Below are 19,451 nucleotides of genomic sequence, written 5' to 3' on the forward strand. Positions count from 1 at the left end.
CACAACGACACCGATCACACCGCACGCCGACTGGAGTTTCAATGCTGAGCCGATTTCGTCCGACCGCCGCACGGCCGTCGTCTTTCCGCCGTTTGACGGCACTACTGCTGAGTCTGTCGATGGGCGCCGTCGTCAGCGCTCCCGCGCATGCCGAGGGCGAGATTCGCGTGGCCGAGCAGTTCGGTATCGTGTATCTGCTGCTGAACGTGGCGCGCGATCAGCATTTCATCGAAAGCGAAGGGCGCAAGCAGGGCCTCGACATCAAGGTCGACTGGGTCAAGCTGTCGGGCGGCGCGGCGGTCAACGACGCGTTGCTGTCGGGCGCGGTCGATATCGCCGGCGCGGGCGTCGGCCCGCTGCTGACGATCTGGGATCGCACGCACGGCAAGCAGAACGTGAAGGGCGTCGCGTCGCTCGGCAATCTGCCGTACTACCTGGTCAGCAACAATCCCGACGTGAAGACGATCGCGGACTTCACGCAGAAGGACCGCATCGCGCTGCCGGCGGTCAACGTGTCGGTGCAATCGCGCGTGCTGCAATACGCGGCCGCGAAGCGCTGGGGCGACAAGGAATACGACCGGCTCGACAAGTACACGCAGGCGTTGCCGCATCCGGACGCGGCCGCGGCGATCATCGCGGGTGGCACTGAAATCACCGGGCATTTCGGCAATCCGCCGTTCCAGGAGCAGGAACTGGCCGGCAATCCGAAGGCGCATATCGTGCTCAATTCGTACGATGTACTCGGCGGCCCGAGTTCGGCGACGGTTCTCTATGCGACCGAAAAATTCCGCCATGACAACCCGAAGACGTATCGCGCGTTCGTCGATGCGCTCGCCGATGCGGCGAAGTACATCAACGCCAATCCGCAGGGCGCGGCCGATATCTATATTCGCACCAATCAGTCGAAGATCGATCGCGAATTGCTCGTGAAAATCATCACGAACCCGCAGGTCCAGTTCAAGATCGTGCCGCAGAACACGCTCGGGCTCGCGCAGTTCATGCATCGCGTCGGCGCGATCAGGAACGAGCCGTCGTCGTGGAAGGACTATTTCTTCGACGATCCGGCGACGGCGGCGGGGAGCTGAGCATGACGTCTCGCGCATTCGTGGCGCTGCGCGGTACGCGGCAACACTGGCCGGTTGAGCCGGTTTACTCGCAGGGAGCGCTTTGATGGTGGCCAATCCCACGCTTCTGTTTCCACACGACGCCGACCGGAGCGCCGCGGCAACCAGCGGCAAGCTGCTCGCAGTCGAGAACGTGAACCTCGAATACCGCACGCGCGAGCGGATCGTGCGCGCGACTCACGACGTCAGCTTCGACGTCTACGGCGGCGACCGCTTCGTGCTGCTCGGGCCGTCCGGTTGCGGCAAGTCGACACTGCTGAAGGCGGTAGCCGGTTTCATCGAGCCGAGCGCGGGCAGCATTTCGCTCGACGGTCAGCGCGTGCGCGGACCGGGCGCCGATCGCATCGTCGTGTTTCAGGAGTTCGATCAGTTGCCACCGTGGAAGACGGTCGTGCAGAACGTCGCGTTTCCGTTGCGCGTCGCGAAGAAGCTTTCGAAGGCCGAAGCTCATGAACGCTCGCTGCATTACCTCGACAAGGTGGGCCTCGCAGCGTTCGCGGATGCGTATCCGCATACGTTGTCGGGCGGCATGAAGCAGCGCGTCGCGATCGCGCGTGCGCTCGCGATGCAGCCGCGCGTACTGCTGATGGACGAACCGTTCGCCGCGCTCGACGCGCTGACGCGCCGCAAGATGCAGGAAGAACTGCTGCGGCTATGGGAAGAAGTGAACTTCACGCTGTTGTTCGTCACGCATTCGATCGAAGAGGCGCTGGTCGTCGGCAACCGGATTCTGCTGCTGTCGCCGCATCCGGGCCGTGTGCGCGCGGAGCTGAACAGCCACCAATATTCGCAGGACAGCTTCGGTCGCGCCGATTTTCAGCGCAGCGTCGCGCGGATTCATCACCTGCTGTTCGAACAGACGGAGGCCGTGCAATGAGTACGCCTGTCACGTTGCTGCCGCCGGTGCGCGACGAATACGAACGTCCGCTCGAAGCACCCGGCGATCTCGCGATCGAAGCGCCGTTGCCCGCGGCCGGGCGGATCTTCGCGCACGGCTGGCTGCGCAAGTCACTGATCGCGCTCGTGCTGATCGCCGCGTGGGAAATCGCCGCGCGCGTGATCAACAACGATCTGCTGCTGCCGACCTTCGGCGCGACCCTGAGCGCATTCGTGCAAGGCGTGTGCTCCGGCGAACTGCTCGCGAAGACCGCGGTATCGATGTCCGTGCTGCTGCGCGGCTATCTGCTCGGCGCCGGGTTTGCATTCATGCTGACATCGCTCGCGGTGTCGACGCGCGTGGGCCGCGATCTGCTGTCGATGCTGACCGCGATGTTCAACCCGCTGCCGTCCATCGCGTTGCTGCCGCTCGCGTTGCTGTGGTTCGGGCTCGGCACCGGCAGCCTGCTGTTCGTGCTCGTGCATGCGGTGCTATGGCCGCTCGCGCTCAATACCTATTCGGGCTTTCAGTCGGTGCCCGCGACGCTGAAGATGACCGGACGCAATTACGGTCTGACGGGCCTGCGTCATGTGCTGTTGATCCTCGTGCCGGCGGCGCTGCCGTCGATCCTGGCCGGCCTGCGCGTGGGCTGGGCGTTTGCGTGGCGCACGCTGATCGCCGCGGAGCTCGTGTTCGGCGCGAGTTCGGGCAGCGGCGGACTCGGCTGGTACATCTTCCAGAATCGCAACGAGCTATACACGGATCGCGTTTTCGCGGGGCTCGCGGCCGTGATCGTGATCGGTCTGCTGGTCGAGCATCTCGTGTTCGATACGCTCGAACGCGTGACCGTGCGGCGCTGGGGCGTGCAGCAGTAGCGCGTTCCATCGGAGCGAATCCGCGCTTCGCGGCGTCGGCGCGAGCGCTTGCGGCGCGGTGCGCCTGGTCGTCGGATCGCACCCTGCGTTCGGGTGCAAATATCCGGTTGCGTCCGTCGCTGTCGTGAACTACAAATGTAAGGTTACGCGCTGGCTCGATTTTTGGCGGGCCGGGCTTCCGTTCAGAACCGTTCAGAACGACAGGAGTGCCGTCATGGGAATGCGCCCCGATCCTACCTTTCATGCATCGCCGAAGCTCGCGATGGATGCGCCGGCGGAAGAATACGCGTACACGGTGCTGTTGAGTCCGGATTCCTCGCAGCCCGACGCGCTTGCCGTGATCGACGTGAAGCCCGGTTCGGCGAGCTATAGCCAGGTGGTGCACACGGTGCCGATGCCTAACAAGGGCGACGAATTCCACCACTTCGGCTGGAACGCGTGTTCGTCCGCGTTGTCGCCATTGACGGGCCACGCATTTCTCGAGCGACGCTATCTGATCATTCCGGGCATGCGCTCGTCGCGCATCTATATCGTCGATACGAAACCGCATCCCACCCAGGCGAAGATTCACAAGATCATCGAGCCGGAGGAAATCTTCCGCAAGACCGGCTATTCGCGTCCGCACACCGTGCATTGCGGACCGGAGGGCATCTACGTGAGCACGCTCGGCGGTGGCGGCAAGGACGGCACCGACGGGCCGCCCGGAATCTTCATCATGGATTGCCAAACGTTCGAGGTGCTGGGACGCTGGGAAATCGAGCGCGGCGCGCAGGAAAAGCACTACGACTTCTGGTGGAATCTGCCGCGCGATTACATGGTGTCGACCGAATGGGCGTTGCCGCCGCAATTCGAAAACGGCATCGTGCCTGAAGACCTGCTTTCGAACAAATACGGCCACCGCGTGCACTTCTGGGATCTGCGCGCAAGACGCAACGTGCAGACGCTCGATCTCGGCGCGAACCATCAGATGGCGCTCGAAGTGCGGCCCGCGCACGATCCGAGCCGCGAGTACGGATTTATCGGCGTCGTGGTCGACACCACCAATCTGGAAGGATCGATCTGGACCTGGTGGCGCGAAGGCGGCCACTTCCACATCGAAAAGACCGCGACCATTCCGCCGGAGCCCGCGCACGCCGACGAATTGCCGCCGTTGCTGCAAGGTTTCGGCGCGGTGCCGCCGCTCGTCACCGATATCGATCTTTCGATCGACGATAAATTCCTCTACGTCTCGTGCTGGGGTACCGGCGAGATGCGCCAGTACGACGTGACCGAACCGCGCAAGCCGAAATTGACCGGCTCGGTGCGCATCGGTGGGATCGAACGTTGTACGCCGCATCCGAGCGGCAAGGCTTTCGCCGGTGGTCCGCAGATGGTCGAGATCAGCCGCGATGGCAAGCGCGTCTACTGGACCAACTCGCTCTATTCGACGTGGGACGACCAGTTCTATCCGGATGGCGTGCCCGGCGTGCAAGTGATGGCGCATGCCGATCCCAATGGCGGTCTCAAGCTCGCCGAAGATTACTTCGTCGAATTTCCCGCCGGCTATCGCGCGCACCAGATCCGTCTCGAAGGCGGCGACTGCTCGACCGATTCTTTCTGCTATCCGTCGGTGGGCGTTTGAGCGGCGCGGTGTCGCCGCAAGCGGCACTGTGGCTCGCCGTCGTCGCTAGCGGCGTGTATCACGGACTCAATCCGGCGATGGGGTGGCCGCTCGCGGTGTCGAACGCGCTGATGCAGCGGCGCTCGCAAGCGCTGGTCGTCGCGCTTCTCTATCTCGCGGCCGGGCACGCGCTCGCGATACTGCTGATGATGCTGCCGTTTGCGATGCTATCGAGCGTGCTCGCCTGGCAGCGTCAGATGCAGATCGGCGCGAGCGTGCTGGTGATCGGCTTCGGTCTGGTGCTGCTGATGCGCCGCCGTCATCCGCGCGTGCTGGCGAGAATTCCGCCGTCGCGGCTCGCGCTGTGGTCGTTCGCGGTGGCGATCGCGCACGGGGCCGGCTTGATGCTGGTGCCGATCTATCTCGGTCTGTGCCGCGCCGACGCGATGGACAGCGCGCACAAAGCCGCCCAGGCGCTGATCGAAACGAGTCTGCGCATGGCGCTGTCGGTCTCCGCGGTGCATGCGGCCACGATGACGGTGGCCGGCGGCGTGCTCGCGTGGCTCGTTTATCGCTACCTCGGGCTCAGGTTCGTGTCGCGCAGCTGGTTCAATCTCGATGCGGTGTGGGCGTCCAGTCTGATTCTGGTGGGGGGCGTGTCGCTGGGGTTGAATGCGACGGCAACGGGCGTTTCCGGGTGATTTTGGCGAGGCCGACGAGGTCGCGGGCACAGCGTATGCTGCGCAGTCTCGGTGCAGGAACGCCATTCCGTGCGGGTCCTGATTTTTCCTCTCGTCATTTACACCGGAGAAGATCATGCCGCTGAAGAAAGGTACGTCGAAAGAGACCGTGTCGCACAACATCAAGACCGAGTCGAAGCATGGCAAGCCGCACAAGCAGGCTGTCGCGATCGCATTGAATCAGGCGCGCAAGTCGGGCGGGAAAATTCCGAAGAAGAGCGAGAAATAGGCTGCTGCTTCAGCACGCACGGTCGCACCCATGACCGACAGGCCGCAGAAAAAGCGCGCGCGTGGCGACGCGCAATCGGAGCCAGCGGATGTCGAACCCGATCAACATCCGGCGAAGCTCGGCGATTGCCGTCGTTGCGCGCTCTGGCGCAACGCGACTCAGGCCGTGCCCGGCGAAGGGCAGCGGCACGCGTCGATCGTGCTGGTCGGCGAGCAGCCCGGTGACATGGAAGATCTGCAGGGCAAGCCCTTCGTCGGGCCGGCCGGCGCGTTGCTCGACAGAGCGCTAGAAGAAGCCGGCGTCAAGCGTAACGACGTCTACGTGACGAATGCGGTCAAGCATTTCAAGTGGATTGCGCGCGGCAAGCGTCGCTTGCACAAAACGCCCGCTCAGCGCGAAGTCGATGCATGCAGCTACTGGCTCGAGCAGGAACTCGACATGCCGGATGTGCGGGTGGTCGTGGCACTCGGCGCGACTGCGTTGAAAGCGGTTGTCGACGATCCGCACGCGCGTTTGCAGGATGCGTTCGATAAAACGCTCGAACGCGGCGAGCAACGTGTGGTCGCGACGTATCATCCGTCGTTTGCGCTGCGCGCGCCGGACCCTGAAACGCGTCGCGAGGTGTACCAGCGAATCGTCGCGGCGCTGCGCACCGCACAGAAGCTGGCCCACGGCGGCAAGCGATCAGGGTAACGCCGGCGCGTGCGTCGCTTGCAACCTGAGGTTTTTCATCAGCCGTTGCGCGTCGAACGGCGCTCGCGCTTTCACATCGTTGTCGAAGTAGCAGTAGACGTCTCGCGCGGCTCGGCGACGCGGCGCGAGTTGCGGCGCGATCAATCGCGCGTCGGCCGGTTGTGAGCCGCCGCGCCATGCATCGATTCGCTCGGCCCATCGTTGTAGAGCTTCGTCCCCATATGAACCCGAGTATTTGGCTTCGCTGCCGTGCAGCCGGATGTAGACGAAGTCCGCTGTCAGATCTTCGGCGACGGGCCACGGTTCGGTGGAATCGGAAACGACGAGTGCGACGCCGTATTGCCGCAGCAGCGTCACGAACGCGGGGTCGACAAAGCTCGCGTGGCGCACTTCGACCGCGTGACGCAACATCCGATTGCGATCGATGTCGACGTAGGGCGTTTTGACACGTTCATCGTGTTGCCTGGCGAGCGCCATTGCGCTCGCGGTATCAGGCGGCAACTCGCGCAGAAAGCGCTCCATTGCGTCGGGCTCGAATCGGAACGACGGCGGAAATTGCCACAGGATCGGACCGAGCTTTTCGTTCAACGCGAGTAGACCCTGCGCGAAGAAGTTCGCGATGCCGGCGCGCGCGCTCGCATCGCGAAACCGCAGCATATGAGTCAGATAACGCGCGCCTTTGATGCCAAACACGAAGCCGTCAGGCGTTTGCGCATACCAGCGTTGCCAGCTATCGAGCGATTGAAGGCTGTAATGCGTGCCGTTGATTTCGATCGTGCCGAATAACGCCGATGCGTACTGTAATTCCGCCGCATGTTTCAGATGCTCGGGGTAAAAGCTGCCGCGCCATCCTTGGTAGCGCCAGCCGGAAATGCCGATACGCGCGTCGCCGGTCTTCTTCATTCGCGAAAGCCTGGTGGATGATCTTTTGAAGTGCTCTCCATGATGCTCTGCCGGGGAGTCATTGAATACGCGCGATTTCCTTCGCGACCGCGGCTGGGCTGTCGAAATTGTGATCGGGCAGACGGTCTACCAGATCGACGATGTCGGTATTCGCGTGATTCTTGCGTGCTTGAGCGACAAGCTTTTCGCGTGTGGTCGGGTAATTCACGCCACTGAGTGCTTTTTCGATGTCAGCGGGATTCGGCTGGCCGGGATGACGATGATCCTGGGAATGAGCGGGGTGCTGTGACATGGTTCCTCCTTGAATGAGTACATCACGACTGCGCGCCTATCGGTACGTGTCGCATATGTCGTGCCGCGGCTCGCGGGCTCGCTGAGGAACGCGGCTTGCGCGCAGCGGGAAACGCAGCGCCACGCGACCTTTCAAGGAGAAGGCCATCATGAGCACGATGCTCGCTTATCGCATTCACAGCTTCGGCGGTCCCGAGGTGTTCAAGGCCGAGAGGATCGAGGTCCCCGAGCCAGGCGCCGGCGAAGTGCTGGTGCGCGTGCGCTCGGCCGGCGTCAATCCTGTCGACCTGAAAACCCGCTCGGGGCAGTACCCGTTGATCCGCGAAGAACAACTGCCCTTTACGCTGGGGCGTGATTTTTCCGGTGTGGTCGAACGGGTCGGCGAGGGCGCCGCGCAATGGCGCGCGGGCGAGCAGGTATATGGCTTCGTTGGCCAGGGGCAGGGTGCGTACGCGGAATTCGTCCTCGTGCCCGCGAGTGCGCTAGCGCGTGCGCCCGAAAAACTGGACGCGGGGACCGCGGGCGCCGTGCCGCTCGCCGCGCTGACCGCGTGGCAGGGCCTGTTCGATCATGGCTGCCTCGAAGCGGGCGGCCGCGTGCTGATTCATGCCGGCGCGGGCGGCGTGGGGCATTTTGCCGTGCAGTTCGCCAGGCAGAAGGGCGCGCAAGTGTACGCGACGGCGTCTGGCGACGGCATCGAGTTCGTGCGCTCGCTCGGTGCGGATCGGGTGATCGACTATCACGCGCAGCGCTTCGAAGACGTCGCGCGAGATATGGACCTCGTGTTCGATCTGATCGGCGGCGATACACAGCGCCGCTCGTGGTCGGCGGTCGCGACCGGCGGCGCGCTGATCTCGACGCTCAACGAGCCGTCGCAGACCGAGGCGTCGAGCCACGGCGCGCGGGCCGCGCGTTATACCGCGCGGCCCGACGGACGGCAATTGACGGAGATCGCGTCGTTGATCAATAACGGCAGCGTGCGTGTCGCGGTCGCCGAACGGTTCTCGTTCGATGCGACGGCCAAGGCGCTGGAACGGCTCGCCAAAGGCCACGTGCGCGGCAAGATCGTGGTGGACATCGCGCCGTAGCGCGGAGAGCGAGGACGCTGCGTGCTAGCTCGGCGTCGCGTCGTCGCTCGCACTGCGCAGTGGCGCGCGGCTCTGATCGTTATTCAGATGCACGAACTTTCTCAACAGCCTCAATAGCTCGCGCGCATCGTCGTCTCCCATCCCGTCGAGCAGACCGTGATTGAGCGCGTTGACGCCGGGGATCAATTCATCGAGCAACTGCTCTCCAGCCGGCGTCAACAACAGACGACGCTGGCGGCGCGGCAGAACTTCGCGCACGATCCAGCCTTTCGCTTCGAGCCGCACCGCGATGTCGGCGGTGGTCGACGTGTCGAGGCCGACTCGCTGCGCCAGCGTGACCTGATCGAGTCCGGGCAATTCCTGCAGCATTCTGAGCACCGCATATTGCACGGGCGTCACCTCACGCCCGATCAGATCATGAAACATGGACACGGAAATCTGATGCGCGCGTCGGATCAGATGGCCGGGCTGGTCGTACAGATCAATGCTGATCGCGGAAGTGCTGGTTTCGGTTGAAGTGACCATATTCGTTCTGAAGACCTCGCGCCTTTTCGTAGCGAATGGAAAGGGCAATTTGGCCTTCGTGTTACCTGATTGAAAGTTCGTCTAGGGGAAAACCTTCATTTAATCATTAAAGGCGCATTGAGTACACTGAATCTCAATGAGTGAACTGAATGAAGTGCGCGAACTAACAACAAGGAGTGAGACTGACATGTTTCCTAAGAATGCCTGGTACGTCGCATGTATGCCCGATGAAGTCGCGGATAAGCCGCTCGGCCGGCAGATCTGCGGCGAGCCGATGGTTTTCTATCGCAACGCGGAAGGCGCCGTGGTGGCGCTCGAAGACTTCTGTCCGCATCGCGGCGCGCCGCTGTCGCTTGGTTTCGTGCGCGACGGCACGCTCGTGTGCGGCTATCACGGTCTCGAAATGGGCTGTCAGGGCAAGGCGACCGGCATGCCGGGGCAACGCGTCAACGGTTTTCCATCGATTCGCAGTTTTCCGGTGATCGAGCGCTACGGCTTCGTCTGGGTGTGGCCCGGCGATGCGGCGAAGGCCGATGCCGCCAAGCTGCATCATCTGGAGTGGGCCGAGAGTGCTGAGTGGGCGTATGGCGGCGGTCTTTATCACATCCGCTGCGATTACCGGCTGATGATCGACAACCTGATGGATCTGACGCACGAGACCTATGTGCACGCGAACAGCATCGGGCAAAAGGAAATCGACGAAGCCGCGCCAAAGACGGTGGCCGAAGGCGATACCGTGCGCACGAGCCGTTTCATGGAGAACGTAGCGGCACCGCCGTTCTGGAAGATGGCGTTGCGCGGCAATGGTCTCGCCGACGACGTGCCCGTCGACCGTTGGCAGATCTGCCACTTCACGCCGCCGAGTCACGTGCTGATCGAGGTCGGCGTCGCGCATGCCGGACATGGCGGCTACCACGCGCCGGCTGATAAGAAGGCGTCGTCGATCGTGGTGGATTTCATCACGCCGGAAACGGAAACGTCGATCTGGTATTTCTGGGGCATGGCGCGTAATTTCCGTCCCGATGATGCCGCGCTGACCGCAAGCATCCGCGAAGGGCAGGGCAAGATCTTCAGCGAAGATCTGGAGATGCTCGAACGTCAGCAGCAGAACCTGCTGCGCTGGCCCGAGCGCAATCTGCTGAAACTCAATATCGACGCGGGCGGCGTGATGTCCCGTCGCGTGATCGATCGGCTCGTCGCGCAGGAACGCGCGGAGACGGGCGCACCGCAGGCTGGCGCGCCCCGTGCTGAAGTGACGCGTGTAATTCCGGTGCGGACAGCAACATGAATCAACCCGTGCTGAATGTGGTGGTCGCGCGCCGGCGCGACGAAGCGCTCGGTATCGCGAGCTTCGAACTCGCGAGCGAAAACGGTCAGGCGTTGCCCGCTTTCGACGCCGGCTCGCACGTCGACGTGCATTTGCCCAATGGGCTCGTGCGTCAGTACTCGTTGTGCAACGATCCGCGCGAAACGCATCGCTATCTGATCGCGGTGCTGCGCGATGAAGCGGGACGCGGTGGATCGAAAGCGGTGCACGATTTGCTTCGCGAGGGCGATCGCCTGCAGATCAGCGCGCCCCGCAATCATTTCGCGCTCGCCGACGACGCGGCACATCATCTGCTGCTGGCGGGCGGGATCGGCGTCACGCCGATTCTATGCATGGCCGAGCGGCTTGCCGCCACGGGCGCTTCGTTCGACATGCACTATTGCACGCGTTCGAAGCAACGCACGGCGTTCGTCGAGCGTCTTGCGCAGGCGGGTTTTGCGAATTCGGTCCAGCTTCATCACGATGACCATTCTGGCGGCTCGACGTTCGATATCGAGCAGACGCTGAGCGATGCGCCAGCGGGCACGCATCTGTATGTGTGCGGTCCGCGCGGCTTCATGGACCTCGTGCTCGAGACCGCGCGCGCGAACGGCTGGGCGGAAAACAGGCTGCATTACGAGTTTTTCGGCGCCGCCGCGAATCAGCCGGCGACGGGCGGCAGCTTCCAGGTGCGTATCGCGAGCAGCGGCGCGACGATCGACGTGCCACCCGAATGCACGGTCGTGCAGGCGCTGGCCGCGCATGGCGTCGAAGTGATCACGTCGTGCGAGCAGGGAGTGTGCGGTACCTGCCTGACGCGAATTCTGTCCGGCGAGCCGGATCACCAGGATTCCTATCTGACCGACGAGGAACGCGCGGCGAACGATCAGTTCCTGCCGTGCTGCTCGCGCGCGAAATCGCCGCTGCTGGTGCTCGATCTGTGATCTTCCGCGGATGACGGGCGGGTCGCCCGTCATACCGCTTATTTCCCTTTCCCCTCGGAGTCCGACGAACTAACCGTGCGCACACTCAATGCCGGGTCGCGTCCGATCGCTTCTTCGGAAAATGCCGGCCGGGGGACGTTGAGCGGTGGTGGGCGTGGGCGCAATCGCGAGCTTGGCGGGTAGTTGAAAGGTGGGTCATGGTTTTCGCTGACTACGCTTCTTGCTTCGCCAGACAAGCACAATTGCTGCGGCGAAACCTAGCACGATTCCCGCCGACGACATGAGGAAGGCCAGGTCGGATTCTTGATATGCCGTCTTGACCCCGTACATACGAACCGCCAATTTCCATACCGGATTCGAAAAGTTCAAGGGCGCTTCTGGATTCAACATCCACCACAGCGCATTGGCAAAAATTGCGAGTAGTAAGTTGAAGCCGACCGCGAGGCAGATTAGGAGTTTTTTCATCTCACAATCACTTCGCCGTACGCTTTAAGTTCAGATCCAGGAACGGATACTTTCGGCGTGCTGGTAAATATTGAACGGATATGATGCCAGTCTGCGAGTCGGTCGATAGTAATGCAGCCCTCGCTCTTCCCCAATCTTCCCTTTGGATGCAATCTGAATCGGCCGCGAATGATGCCGTCGCATAAGACTTTATCGTCGTCAATGTCGCCGTCAATAGCGTGGAGCGCGAACCATTCGCTCTTGTGATTGCCATTCAGGTCAAGCCGATCTTTCCATGGTCCGAGAAGGCCCCCGGATCTTCGGTCAAAAATATAATATCTGCCGACGGGAATGGCGCCATATCTCGGCGTGCACGTTCCAGCCGCCTTATTGATATAACTCCCCTGCCCAGAGTACGCGGGAAACGATAGGGCGCCAATCCGAAATTCGCTCATTGGCTTACCATTCAATTCGAACTTGCATTGAAACATCAGTCCTCCAGATCGACCGATAACAGTGAATTCGTAAATAATCACGTTATGCCGAGCCGGCATTCTAAAGGCGCTTTTTTTTGAGAAAACAACTATTAAAATAAATTTTTCACGGCAACAGTTCCCGCCTACACAGCAGCTCGCCTGACCGAGCGAATCCACCCGGCTACTGACCTGCTCCCGCGAGCGCGAGCCCCCGCTTGCGTCCTCGGCACACGCGGCCTGATTTTTGCTGACCTGCTTGGGCGTCGCCTCGTTCGCAGGGGATGGCGCGCATTAAACGGTCATCACTATCAGCGGGGTCCCCAGTGGCAGCAGCGGAAGCATCCGGAGAGTCAGGCAGGCGCATCAGGCGCGGCCGCGTCACGCTGTTACCGGCGCTGGCTATCGGCTCCACGAACTCCGCGCACGCAAACCCGGTGGCACCGCTGAACTATTTCCTGCACGCGGCCGGACCGGCGGCCCGTCCGACGCTTTACCTCGGCTGGGTTTTCACCGCGATCGTCACGCTGGTCACGCTGATCGTTGCTGGCCTGTTGATCGGCGCGATGGTCCGCAAGCGTCCCGCGGCGCAGCCGGATGCGCTGAGCGCCGAGCCCGGCGGCATCCGCTGGGTGTTCATCGGTACCGCGGTGTCGTCGGTCGTGCTGCTGGCGATGCTGGTCTATGCACTGATCACGCTCGAATCGGTGGCGTCTCCCGCGTCGTCTCCGCAACTGACGATCACCGTGACCGCTTACGACTGGTGGTGGAAAGCCGATTACAGCGATGATCCGAACCCGGCCCGCAACTTCAGTACCGCGAACGAGATCCACATTCCGGTCGGTGAACCGGTGAAGATCCAGCTCAAAAGCGCGGACGTCGTGCACGCGTTCTGGGTACCGCAACTCGCGGGCAAGACGCAGACGATTCCAGGCCAAACCAACGAGCAGTGGATTCAGGCGGACCATCCCGGCATTTATCGTGGGCAGTGCTCGCAGTTCTGCGGCGCGCAGCACGCGCATATGGCGTTCGAAGTGATCGCACAGGACGCCGCCGCCTTCAACGCGTGGCGCGACGCCCAGGGACGCGCGGCCAGCGTGCCCACCGGCGACGCGGCGGTCGCGGCCGGTCAGCATCTGTTCGAAGAGCGCTGCGCGGGTTGTCACACGATTCGCGGCACCAAGGCCACCGGCCTGCAGGCGCCCGATCTGACGCATCTCGGCTCGCGCCGCACGATCGCGGCAGGCACGCTCAGCAACACGCCCGACCACCTGCTCGACTGGATCGAGCACGCGCAACGGATCAAACCCGATGGATTGATGCCCAGTATCGCGCTGACCACTAGCGAGGCCGCCGCGTTGTCGGCGTATCTGGCGACGCTGCATTGAAGCGCATCGCACTCGAGGAGCCTGTTCAATGTCCGATCAACCAGCTTCCGCTTCACCGCCCGCATTGACTCGCACGCCGCGGCGCGGCCGCGTCGAGCCCGGCAGCGAGCAGGAAAAGCGGCTGCGCGAAATCTGGGAGTCGCGGCCCGGCTGGCGCGGCTGGTTCTCGACGGTCGATCACAAGACCATCGGCCTGCGCTACCTGGTGAGCGCATTCGTCTTTTTGCTGATGGGCGGCGTCGAGGCGCTGATCATGCGCGTTCAACTGGCGCGTCCCGACGCAACGGTGCTCACGCCCGAACAGTACAACCAGCTGTTCACGATGCACGGACTGACGATGATCTTTCTGTACGCGCTGCCCGTTCTGTCCGGCTTCTCGAACTACCTCTGGCCGCTCGTGCTCGGCGCGCGCGACATGGCTTTTCCGCGCCTGAACGCGCTGTCGTACTGGGTGTTCCTGTTCGCCGGCATCTTCCTGTATGCGAGTTTTCCGACCGGCCAGGCCCCCGACGCCGGCTGGTTCAACTACGTGCCGCTGTCCGGTCTCGAGTACAGCCCCGGCCCGAACATCGACGTGTATGCGCTCGGCATGGTGCTGCTCGGCATTTCGACGACGGTCGGCTCGATGAACTTCGTCGTCACGCTGCTGAGGATGCGCGCGCCGGGCATGTCGCTCGATCGCGTACCGGTGCTCGTATGGGGCACGCTGACCGCGTCGGGCGGCAATCTGTTGGCGGTGCCTTCGGTGAGCCTCGCCTTTCTGATGCTGTGGATGGACCGCCGCATCGGCACGCATTTTTTCGACGTGCTCAATAGCGGGCGGCCGCTGCTGTGGCAGCACCTGTTCTGGATTTTCGCGCACCCGTGGGTCTACGTGGTCGTGCTGCCGGCGATGGGCATCGTGTCGGATGCGTTGCCGGTTTTTTGCCGCCGGCCGCTGGTCGGTTATGGGCCGGTCGCGTTGGCGACGGTCGCGACGATGGTGATCGGCTTTGCGGTGTGGATTCACCATATGTTCGCGACCGGTATCCCCGCGCTCGCGCTGTCGTTCTTCGGCTCGGCCAGCATGGTCATCGCGGTGCCGAGCGCGGTCGCGACGTTCGCGTGGGTCGCGACGATCTGGACCGGCCGCCCGGTGTATCGCGTGCCGTTCCTGTTTTTCGCGGGCTTCGTGCTGCTGTTCGTGATCGGCGGCGTGTCTGGCGTGATGACGGCCGCGGTGCCGTTCGACTGGCAACTCACCGACACGTACTTCGTTGTCGCGCATCTGCACTACGTGCTGCTCGGCATCAACGTGTTTCCGGTGATCGGCGGCATCTACTTCTGGTTTCCGAAATTCACCGGCCGTATGACGAACGAGCGTCTCGGCAAGCTCGCGTTCTGGGTGCTGTTCATCGGCTTCAACGTCGCGTTCTTTCCGATGCATATCGCCGGACTGCTCGGCATGCCGCGCCGCATGTACACGTATCCCGCCGACATGGGATGGAACACGGTGAACCTCGTCACGTCGCTCGGTTCGTTCCTGTTTGCGGCCGGCGTGCTGCTGTTTCTGATCGATATCGCCGTGAGCCTGAAGCGCGGCAAGCTCGCCGGCAACAATCCGTGGGATGCGCCGACGCTCGAATGGTCGGTCAGCTCGCCGCCGCCGCCGTACAACTTCGCGGTGGTGCCGACGCTCGCGAGCCGGCATCCATTGTGGGAGGGGCGCGTCGAAGAGCCGGGCGAGGCGGTTCAAGCGCGCTCGCAACTCGACGAAGGCTATCTGCTCGCGCAAGGCCGCGAAGCGTTGGGCACGACGGCGCTGGAGGCGAGTCCCGACGTGATCCTGAAGATGCCGGAAGACTCGTACGCGCCGTTCTGGCTCGCGGTCTTTGCCGCGCTACTGTTCGCGGGGCTCGCGTTGACCGCCTGGGTTTTCGTGGGCGCGATGCTGGCCGGCTGCGCGGTGTCGATCATCACGTGGCTGTGGCCCGAGCGCGCGCTGATCCAGCGCGAACCGGTCGCGGTCGAGGATGCGGGAGGCTGACATGAGCGATGCATTGAATTTCGATCGAGCGTCGAGCGAACCGGACGAGACCGCGCGTGCGTTGCCGGTTGGCAGTGCGGGCGAGCGATCGAGCGGCTGGTGGGGCTGCTGCACGCTGATCGCGACCGAAGGCGCGCTGTTCGGCTATCTGATCTTCTCGTATCTGTATCTGGCGTCGCAGAGCCAGCAGCCTTGGCCGCCCGAGGGATTGCCGAAGCTCGGGCTTGGCAGCGCGAATACCGTCATTCTGCTGTCGAGCAGCGTGTTCGTCTGGTTCTGCGAGCGCTGCGTGCGCCGGCGGCGGTTGCGGCTGGGTGTCGCGTCGATGGCGGTGAGCATCGTGCTGGGCTGCATCTTCATGGGCATTCAGTTGCGCGAATGGCACAACCACCCCTATGGCCTGACCTCGCATCTGTATGGCTCGCTGTACTTCACGATTACCGGCTTTCACATGGCGCACGTGCTGGTCGGGATCGTCGTGCTGACCTTGCTGGCGATCTGGACCGCGCTCGGCTATTTCGACGACAAGCGCTGCGCGGCGCTGTCGATCGGCGGGCTGTATTGGCACTTCGTCGATATGGTGTGGCTGTTCATTTTCAGCACGCTGTATCTGACGCCGTATCTGTTCCGGGAGTGGTCATGACGACGGTGCCCCGAGACTCGCACATCTCGATGCGCTACGTGCTGATCGGTCTGCTCGCGGCGCCGTTCGCGTGGCTGTTGCAGATGATGCTCGCGGAAACGCTCGCCGCGCAGGCCTGCTATCCGCACAACCATCCGCTCGGCGCGCCGCTGGTGTCGTGGATGCGTCCGGCGATCGTCGCGCTCGGCGCGGTGTGTATGATCGCGGGCGCGTTCGGCACGTGGGTCGCGTGGCGCAATCTGCGCCGCGTCGCGCCGCTGAAACCCGGTGCGCTGAACGGCGAGCGCCGCACGCGTGCCGAACTCGACTGGTTTCTGACGCACGTCGCGGTGATGACTAGCATGCTATTTCTGTTCGCATTGATCGCCACGGATGTCGCGGTCGCGATCGTGTCGCCGTGCAGGTGGTGGTGATGACGCGCGACGTTCCCAACACGGTCAGATACGCCATCGCGGCCGCATGTGCGCTGACGATAGCAGCGACGGCAAACGCCACCAGCGCCTCCACCGACGCCGCGCAGATCGCACGCGGCGCATATCTCGCCAAAGCCGCCGATTGCGCCGGTTGCCACACCGCCGCGCCGCGCGTCCCGCATCCGGGCGCGACGCCTGAAGCTACGTCGCCGTTTGCCGGCGGGCTCAGCATGGGATCGCCGTTCGGCACGATCTATACGTCGAACATCACGCCGGACCCGCAATACGGCATCGGCCGTTATAGCTATGACGACTTCGCGCGCGCGTTGCGCGAGGGCATCGCGCCCGGGGGCAAGCGGCTTTATCCGGCGATGCCGTACCCGTCGTTCGCGAAGATCACCGATGACGACATGCACGCGCTCTACGCTTACTTCATGCACGGCGTGCAACCGGTCGCGGTGCCGGCCCCGCAAACGCGCTTGCCGTTTCCATTCAATCAGCGTTGGGCATTGATGTTCTGGGACTGGGCGTTCGCGCCCAAAGGCCAGTTCAAGGCCGATGCGAAACATGATGCGCAGTGGAATCGCGGTGCGTATCTGGTGCAATCGCTTGGCCATTGCGGTGCCTGCCACACGCCGCGCGGGCCCGCCTACGAAGAGCGCGGCTATGACGAGTCCGCGTCGGCCTATCTGACGGGCGGCACCAACGACCACTGGTTCGCGCCGAACCTGAGCGCCGACCCGGGCTCGGGGCTCGGCCGCAGTTCCGCGACCGACATCGTCGACTTCCTTCGAAAGGGCCACGGCGGCGGACTGATTACGTTCGGCAGCATGGTGCAGGTCGTCGAAGACAGCACGCAGTACCTGAACGACGACGATGTCGCGGCGATCGCCGCGTATCTGAAGAGCTTGCCGCCGAGCGCGCCGAGCGGCTATTTCAACGCACGCTCCAGCGCCGCCCAGCAAACCGTGCAGGCGCTGAGAACCGGCGATGTCGAAAGACCCGGCGCGGGCATCTATGCGTCGTATTGCGCGCGCTGTCATCAGATGGACGGGGCAGGGGTGCCGCACAAGTATCCGCGGCTCGCGGGCAACCCTGCGGTGCTGTCGGCATCGAGCGCGTCACTGGTGCGGTTGCTGGTCGAGGGCGGCGGCAGTCCGCATACCGAGTCGGGACCGGAGCCGCACAAGATGCCGTCTTTCGCCGGCAAGCTGACGGACACCGAAATGGCCCGCGTGCTCACGTTTGTTCGGACCACATGGGGAAATACGGCCGGACCGGTCACGCGAAACGATGTATCGAATGTGCGCGGCGCATTGCACAAGTAAATGGCAGCTCGCGTCGTTATGCGGGGTTCTCGTCGCCGTTGCCGTTGCGGTCGCAGTGGCCATTGGCGGTGCTGAACAGCGTCTTCAGCTTCGCGTTGACCGCGATCAACTCCCCAACTGGCGTCACCGCGAGTTGCTGATCGAAGAGCGTGAGGACCTGACCGAGCAGCGCGAAGGCGTCGTGGTCGACCACGCAGATGCCGGTTTCGAGTCCCGCCTGGCGGCAGCGCAGAATCACGCCCTCCGCGTCGCGAAACAACTCGGGTACGGCCGGACCATAGCCGCGCTGATTCAGCAGCATCGCCATATAGATGGCCTGCGCCATGCTGCCTACGTGATATTGATTGGCGACGCCGCTGCGTAATGCTTCGAGCGTCATGTGATAGTCGAGCGAGATTTCGCCTGCTTTGGCAGGCACGATCGGGCGCAGCATCGCCTTCGGGCGGGTGCGCGGCGACTTCGCGGGTGCAGCGCGAGTAAGGCTCGCTTTTCTGGTCATATGCTCACTGAGGCGGCCGGCTCGCGCCGGGCCGCTACACCATCACGGAACCTGACAACGTCTATAACGCAAAACGGCGGCGCCGCATACACGCGGCGCCGTTCCCGTTAGCCCATATGCAGACCGCCGTTCAGCGAGAAATCCGCCCCGGTCGCAAAGCCCGCTTCGTCCGACGCGATCCACGCGACGATCGACGCAATTTCGTCCGGTGTACCGAGACGCCGTACCGGAATCGTCGCGACGATTTTCTCCAGCACCTCCGGACGGATAGCCTTGACCATGTCGGTGCCGATGTAGCCCGGCGACACGGTGTTGACCGTCACGTTCTTGGTGGCCACTTCCTGCGCGAGCGCCATCGTGAAGCCGTGAATACCGGCCTTGGCCGTGGAGTAGTTGGTCTGCCCGAACTGGCCTTTCTGGCCGTTGACCGACGAGATGTTGATAATGCGCCCAAAGCCCCGGTCGACCATGCCCTCGATGACCTGTTTGGTCACGTTGAACAGGCTCGTGAGATTGGTGTCGATCACCGCTTGCCAGTCTTCGTACGTCATCTTGCGGAACATGCCGTCGCGCGTAATGCCCGCGTTGTTGACGAGCACGTCGACTTCACCCACTTCCTTCCTGACCTTTTCGAACGCTTTCGCGGTGGACTCCCAATCCGCGACGTTGCCTTCCGATGCGATGAAGTTAAAGCCAAGCGCTTTCTGATCTTCCAGCCATCGGGCTTTGCGCGTCGAGTTCGGTCCGCAGCCCGCGATGACGGTGTAGTTCTCTTTGTGCAAGCGCTGGCAGATGGCGGTTCCGATACCACCCATGCCGCCGGTTACGTATGCAACACGATTTGCCATAAGTCCTCCTTCTTGTTTGGGGTGGGTTGAGCAAGTTTGATTGGAGGATGGACCTATTATTGGCAGCGGCAATCGGCCGGGACGATGGGCATTTTCACCTACGGGTTAACTGCCAAACCGGTTGCTGGAAACGTTGTTTGACGAAGCAATGAATTACGTTAATTGACGGTTGAATGCTTTGCGAACTCTGGGGT

The 19,451-nt window shown here is 63.0% G+C and carries 22 protein-coding genes; 15 read left to right on the top strand and 7 right to left on the bottom strand.

All coding sequences use genetic code 11. The annotated features are described in order from the left end of the window. The first annotated feature begins 41 nt into the window (after positions 1–41). The 7 genes from BC1002_RS16440 (at position 42) to BC1002_RS16465 (ending at position 6,138) form a co-directional block, all read left to right on the top strand. Positions 42–1,085 carry an ABC transporter substrate-binding protein gene (locus BC1002_RS16440; RefSeq protein ID WP_013091125.1) on the top strand — a complete coding sequence of 348 codons (1,044 nt, stop codon included), beginning with the start codon at positions 42–44 and terminating at the stop codon, positions 1,083–1,085. Between the two features lie 85 nt (positions 1,086–1,170). After that, complete coding sequence (locus BC1002_RS16445) at positions 1,171–2,001, top strand: ABC transporter ATP-binding protein (RefSeq protein ID WP_013091126.1); 831 nt, start codon at positions 1,171–1,173, stop codon at positions 1,999–2,001. Beyond that, entirely contained in the window at positions 1,998–2,876 is an 879-nt protein-coding gene (locus BC1002_RS16450) for an ABC transporter permease (protein ID WP_013091127.1), read from the top strand. Before BC1002_RS16445 ends, BC1002_RS16450 begins: the two co-directional genes overlap by 4 nt. 214 nt (positions 2,877–3,090) lie before the next feature. Then, positions 3,091–4,497: a selenium-binding protein SBP56-related protein gene (locus BC1002_RS16455; protein WP_013091128.1), complete on the top strand. Its 1,407-nt coding sequence runs from the start codon at positions 3,091–3,093 to the stop codon at positions 4,495–4,497. Positions 4,498–4,505: 8 nt separating this feature from the next. Then, on the top strand, positions 4,506–5,177 hold the full coding sequence (locus BC1002_RS16460; RefSeq protein WP_013091129.1) for a hypothetical protein: 672 nt from the start codon (positions 4,506–4,508) through the stop codon (positions 5,175–5,177). Between the two features lie 115 nt (positions 5,178–5,292). Next, positions 5,293–5,445 carry a hypothetical protein gene (locus tag BC1002_RS38455; RefSeq protein WP_013091130.1) on the top strand — a complete coding sequence of 51 codons (153 nt, stop codon included), beginning with the start codon at positions 5,293–5,295 and terminating at the stop codon, positions 5,443–5,445. A 30-nt stretch (positions 5,446–5,475) separates the two neighbouring features. Then, positions 5,476–6,138 carry a UdgX family uracil-DNA binding protein gene (locus BC1002_RS16465; RefSeq protein ID WP_013091131.1) on the top strand — a complete coding sequence of 221 codons (663 nt, stop codon included), beginning with the start codon at positions 5,476–5,478 and terminating at the stop codon, positions 6,136–6,138. On the opposite strand, the gene BC1002_RS16470 is transcribed toward BC1002_RS16465, so the two are convergent. Both BC1002_RS16470 and BC1002_RS36335 read right to left on the bottom strand, forming a co-directional pair. After that, a complete protein-coding gene (locus BC1002_RS16470; protein WP_013091132.1) occupies positions 6,130–7,041 on the bottom strand; it encodes a DUF72 domain-containing protein in 912 nt (303 codons plus the stop codon). The genes BC1002_RS16465 and BC1002_RS16470 overlap by 9 nt on opposite strands. 58 nt (positions 7,042–7,099) lie before the next feature. Then, positions 7,100–7,333 (bottom strand): DUF2795 domain-containing protein, encoded by a 234-nt coding sequence (locus BC1002_RS36335; RefSeq protein WP_013091133.1) that lies wholly within the window; start codon positions 7,331–7,333, stop codon positions 7,100–7,102. Positions 7,334–7,481: 148 nt separating this feature from the next. Here BC1002_RS36335 and BC1002_RS16480 point away from each other — a divergent pair, with 148 nt between their 5' ends. Beyond that, positions 7,482–8,420, top strand: coding sequence for an NADP-dependent oxidoreductase (locus BC1002_RS16480; RefSeq protein WP_013091134.1), 939 nt, complete (start codon positions 7,482–7,484; stop codon positions 8,418–8,420). A 24-nt stretch (positions 8,421–8,444) separates the two neighbouring features. Here BC1002_RS16480 and BC1002_RS16485 read toward each other — a convergent pair whose 3' ends face one another. After that, a complete protein-coding gene (locus BC1002_RS16485) occupies positions 8,445–8,945 on the bottom strand; it encodes a MarR family winged helix-turn-helix transcriptional regulator (RefSeq protein WP_013091135.1) in 501 nt (166 codons plus the stop codon). A gap of 187 nt (positions 8,946–9,132) precedes the next feature. On the opposite strand from BC1002_RS16485, the gene BC1002_RS16490 reads away from it, so the two are divergent. Together BC1002_RS16490 and BC1002_RS16495 are read left to right on the top strand one after the other, a co-directional pair. Continuing rightward, a complete protein-coding gene (locus tag BC1002_RS16490) occupies positions 9,133–10,233 on the top strand; it encodes an aromatic ring-hydroxylating oxygenase subunit alpha (protein ID WP_013091136.1) in 1,101 nt (366 codons plus the stop codon). Then, the gene (locus tag BC1002_RS16495) at positions 10,230–11,195 is read left to right on the top strand and encodes a PDR/VanB family oxidoreductase (protein WP_013091137.1); all 966 of its coding nucleotides are present in this window, start codon (positions 10,230–10,232) and stop codon (positions 11,193–11,195) included. Before BC1002_RS16490 ends, BC1002_RS16495 begins: the two co-directional genes overlap by 4 nt. Before the next feature lie 195 nt (positions 11,196–11,390). Here the strand turns inward: BC1002_RS16495 and BC1002_RS16500 are convergent, their stop codons facing one another. Both BC1002_RS16500 and BC1002_RS36340 read right to left on the bottom strand, forming a co-directional pair. Next, the gene (locus BC1002_RS16500) at positions 11,391–11,660 is read right to left on the bottom strand and encodes a hypothetical protein (RefSeq protein WP_013091138.1); all 270 of its coding nucleotides are present in this window, start codon (positions 11,658–11,660) and stop codon (positions 11,391–11,393) included. Continuing rightward, positions 11,657–12,193, bottom strand: coding sequence for a DUF2778 domain-containing protein (locus tag BC1002_RS36340; protein ID WP_337999506.1), 537 nt, complete (start codon positions 12,191–12,193; stop codon positions 11,657–11,659). Before BC1002_RS36340 ends, BC1002_RS16500 begins: the two co-directional genes overlap by 4 nt. A gap of 203 nt (positions 12,194–12,396) precedes the next feature. On the opposite strand from BC1002_RS36340, the gene coxB reads away from it, so the two are divergent. The 5 genes from coxB to BC1002_RS16525 are packed head-to-tail and all read left to right on the top strand — an operon-like array spanning position 12,397 to position 17,910. After that, a complete protein-coding gene (gene coxB / locus BC1002_RS16505; protein ID WP_013091140.1) occupies positions 12,397–13,500 on the top strand; it encodes a cytochrome c oxidase subunit II in 1,104 nt (367 codons plus the stop codon). Positions 13,501–13,528: 28 nt separating this feature from the next. Then, positions 13,529–15,526, top strand: coding sequence for a cytochrome c oxidase subunit I (gene ctaD / locus BC1002_RS16510; protein ID WP_013091141.1), 1,998 nt, complete (start codon positions 13,529–13,531; stop codon positions 15,524–15,526). A 1-nt stretch (position 15,527) separates the two neighbouring features. Further along, positions 15,528–16,169, top strand: coding sequence for a cytochrome c oxidase subunit 3 (locus BC1002_RS16515; RefSeq protein WP_013091142.1), 642 nt, complete (start codon positions 15,528–15,530; stop codon positions 16,167–16,169). Continuing rightward, positions 16,166–16,582: a hypothetical protein gene (locus BC1002_RS16520; protein ID WP_013091143.1), complete on the top strand. Its 417-nt coding sequence runs from the start codon at positions 16,166–16,168 to the stop codon at positions 16,580–16,582. The genes BC1002_RS16515 and BC1002_RS16520 overlap by 4 nt, the downstream gene beginning before the upstream one ends. Further along, positions 16,582–17,910, top strand: a complete 1,329-nt coding sequence (locus BC1002_RS16525; RefSeq protein ID WP_013091144.1) for a cytochrome c — start codon at positions 16,582–16,584, stop codon at positions 17,908–17,910. Before BC1002_RS16520 ends, BC1002_RS16525 begins: the two co-directional genes overlap by 1 nt. A 16-nt stretch (positions 17,911–17,926) precedes the next feature. Here BC1002_RS16525 and BC1002_RS16530 read toward each other — a convergent pair whose 3' ends face one another. Beyond that, on the bottom strand, positions 17,927–18,409 hold the full coding sequence (locus BC1002_RS16530) for a Fis family transcriptional regulator (protein ID WP_238537981.1): 483 nt from the start codon (positions 18,407–18,409) through the stop codon (positions 17,927–17,929). Positions 18,410–18,516: 107 nt separating this feature from the next. After that, positions 18,517–19,257: a 3-ketoacyl-ACP reductase gene (locus tag BC1002_RS16535; RefSeq protein WP_013091146.1), complete on the bottom strand. Its 741-nt coding sequence runs from the start codon at positions 19,255–19,257 to the stop codon at positions 18,517–18,519. Positions 19,258–19,451 lie beyond the last annotated feature (194 nt).

It is taken from the genome of Paraburkholderia atlantica (assembly GCF_000092885.1).
Lineage (GTDB): Bacteria > Pseudomonadota > Gammaproteobacteria > Burkholderiales > Burkholderiaceae > Paraburkholderia > Paraburkholderia atlantica.

Coding starts and splice junctions, on each gene's coding strand:
- BC1002_RS16440 (WP_013091125.1), top strand. CDS start 42: ATGCTGAGCCGATTTCGTCCGACCGCCGCACGGCCGTCGTCTTTCCGC.
- BC1002_RS16445 (WP_013091126.1), top strand. CDS start 1,171: ATGGTGGCCAATCCCACGCTTCTGTTTCCACACGACGCCGACCGGAGC.
- BC1002_RS16450 (WP_013091127.1), top strand. CDS start 1,998: ATGAGTACGCCTGTCACGTTGCTGCCGCCGGTGCGCGACGAATACGAA.
- BC1002_RS16455 (WP_013091128.1), top strand. CDS start 3,091: ATGGGAATGCGCCCCGATCCTACCTTTCATGCATCGCCGAAGCTCGCG.
- BC1002_RS38455 (WP_013091130.1), top strand. CDS start 5,293: ATGCCGCTGAAGAAAGGTACGTCGAAAGAGACCGTGTCGCACAACATC.
- BC1002_RS16465 (WP_013091131.1), top strand. CDS start 5,476: ATGACCGACAGGCCGCAGAAAAAGCGCGCGCGTGGCGACGCGCAATCG.
- BC1002_RS16470 (WP_013091132.1), bottom strand. CDS start 7,041: ATGAAGAAGACCGGCGACGCGCGTATCGGCATTTCCGGCTGGCGCTAC.
- BC1002_RS36335 (WP_013091133.1), bottom strand. CDS start 7,333: ATGTCACAGCACCCCGCTCATTCCCAGGATCATCGTCATCCCGGCCAG.
- BC1002_RS16480 (WP_013091134.1), top strand. CDS start 7,482: ATGAGCACGATGCTCGCTTATCGCATTCACAGCTTCGGCGGTCCCGAG.
- BC1002_RS16485 (WP_013091135.1), bottom strand. CDS start 8,945: ATGGTCACTTCAACCGAAACCAGCACTTCCGCGATCAGCATTGATCTG.
- BC1002_RS16490 (WP_013091136.1), top strand. CDS start 9,133: ATGTTTCCTAAGAATGCCTGGTACGTCGCATGTATGCCCGATGAAGTC.
- BC1002_RS16495 (WP_013091137.1), top strand. CDS start 10,230: ATGAATCAACCCGTGCTGAATGTGGTGGTCGCGCGCCGGCGCGACGAA.
- BC1002_RS16500 (WP_013091138.1), bottom strand. CDS start 11,660: ATGAAAAAACTCCTAATCTGCCTCGCGGTCGGCTTCAACTTACTACTC.
- BC1002_RS36340 (WP_337999506.1), bottom strand. CDS start 12,193: ATGCCGGCTCGGCATAACGTGATTATTTACGAATTCACTGTTATCGGT.
- coxB (WP_013091140.1), top strand. CDS start 12,397: ATGGCGCGCATTAAACGGTCATCACTATCAGCGGGGTCCCCAGTGGCA.
- ctaD (WP_013091141.1), top strand. CDS start 13,529: ATGTCCGATCAACCAGCTTCCGCTTCACCGCCCGCATTGACTCGCACG.
- BC1002_RS16515 (WP_013091142.1), top strand. CDS start 15,528: ATGAGCGATGCATTGAATTTCGATCGAGCGTCGAGCGAACCGGACGAG.
- BC1002_RS16520 (WP_013091143.1), top strand. CDS start 16,166: ATGACGACGGTGCCCCGAGACTCGCACATCTCGATGCGCTACGTGCTG.
- BC1002_RS16525 (WP_013091144.1), top strand. CDS start 16,582: ATGACGCGCGACGTTCCCAACACGGTCAGATACGCCATCGCGGCCGCA.
- BC1002_RS16530 (WP_238537981.1), bottom strand. CDS start 18,409: ATGACCAGAAAAGCGAGCCTTACTCGCGCTGCACCCGCGAAGTCGCCG.
- BC1002_RS16535 (WP_013091146.1), bottom strand. CDS start 19,257: ATGGCAAATCGTGTTGCATACGTAACCGGCGGCATGGGTGGTATCGGA.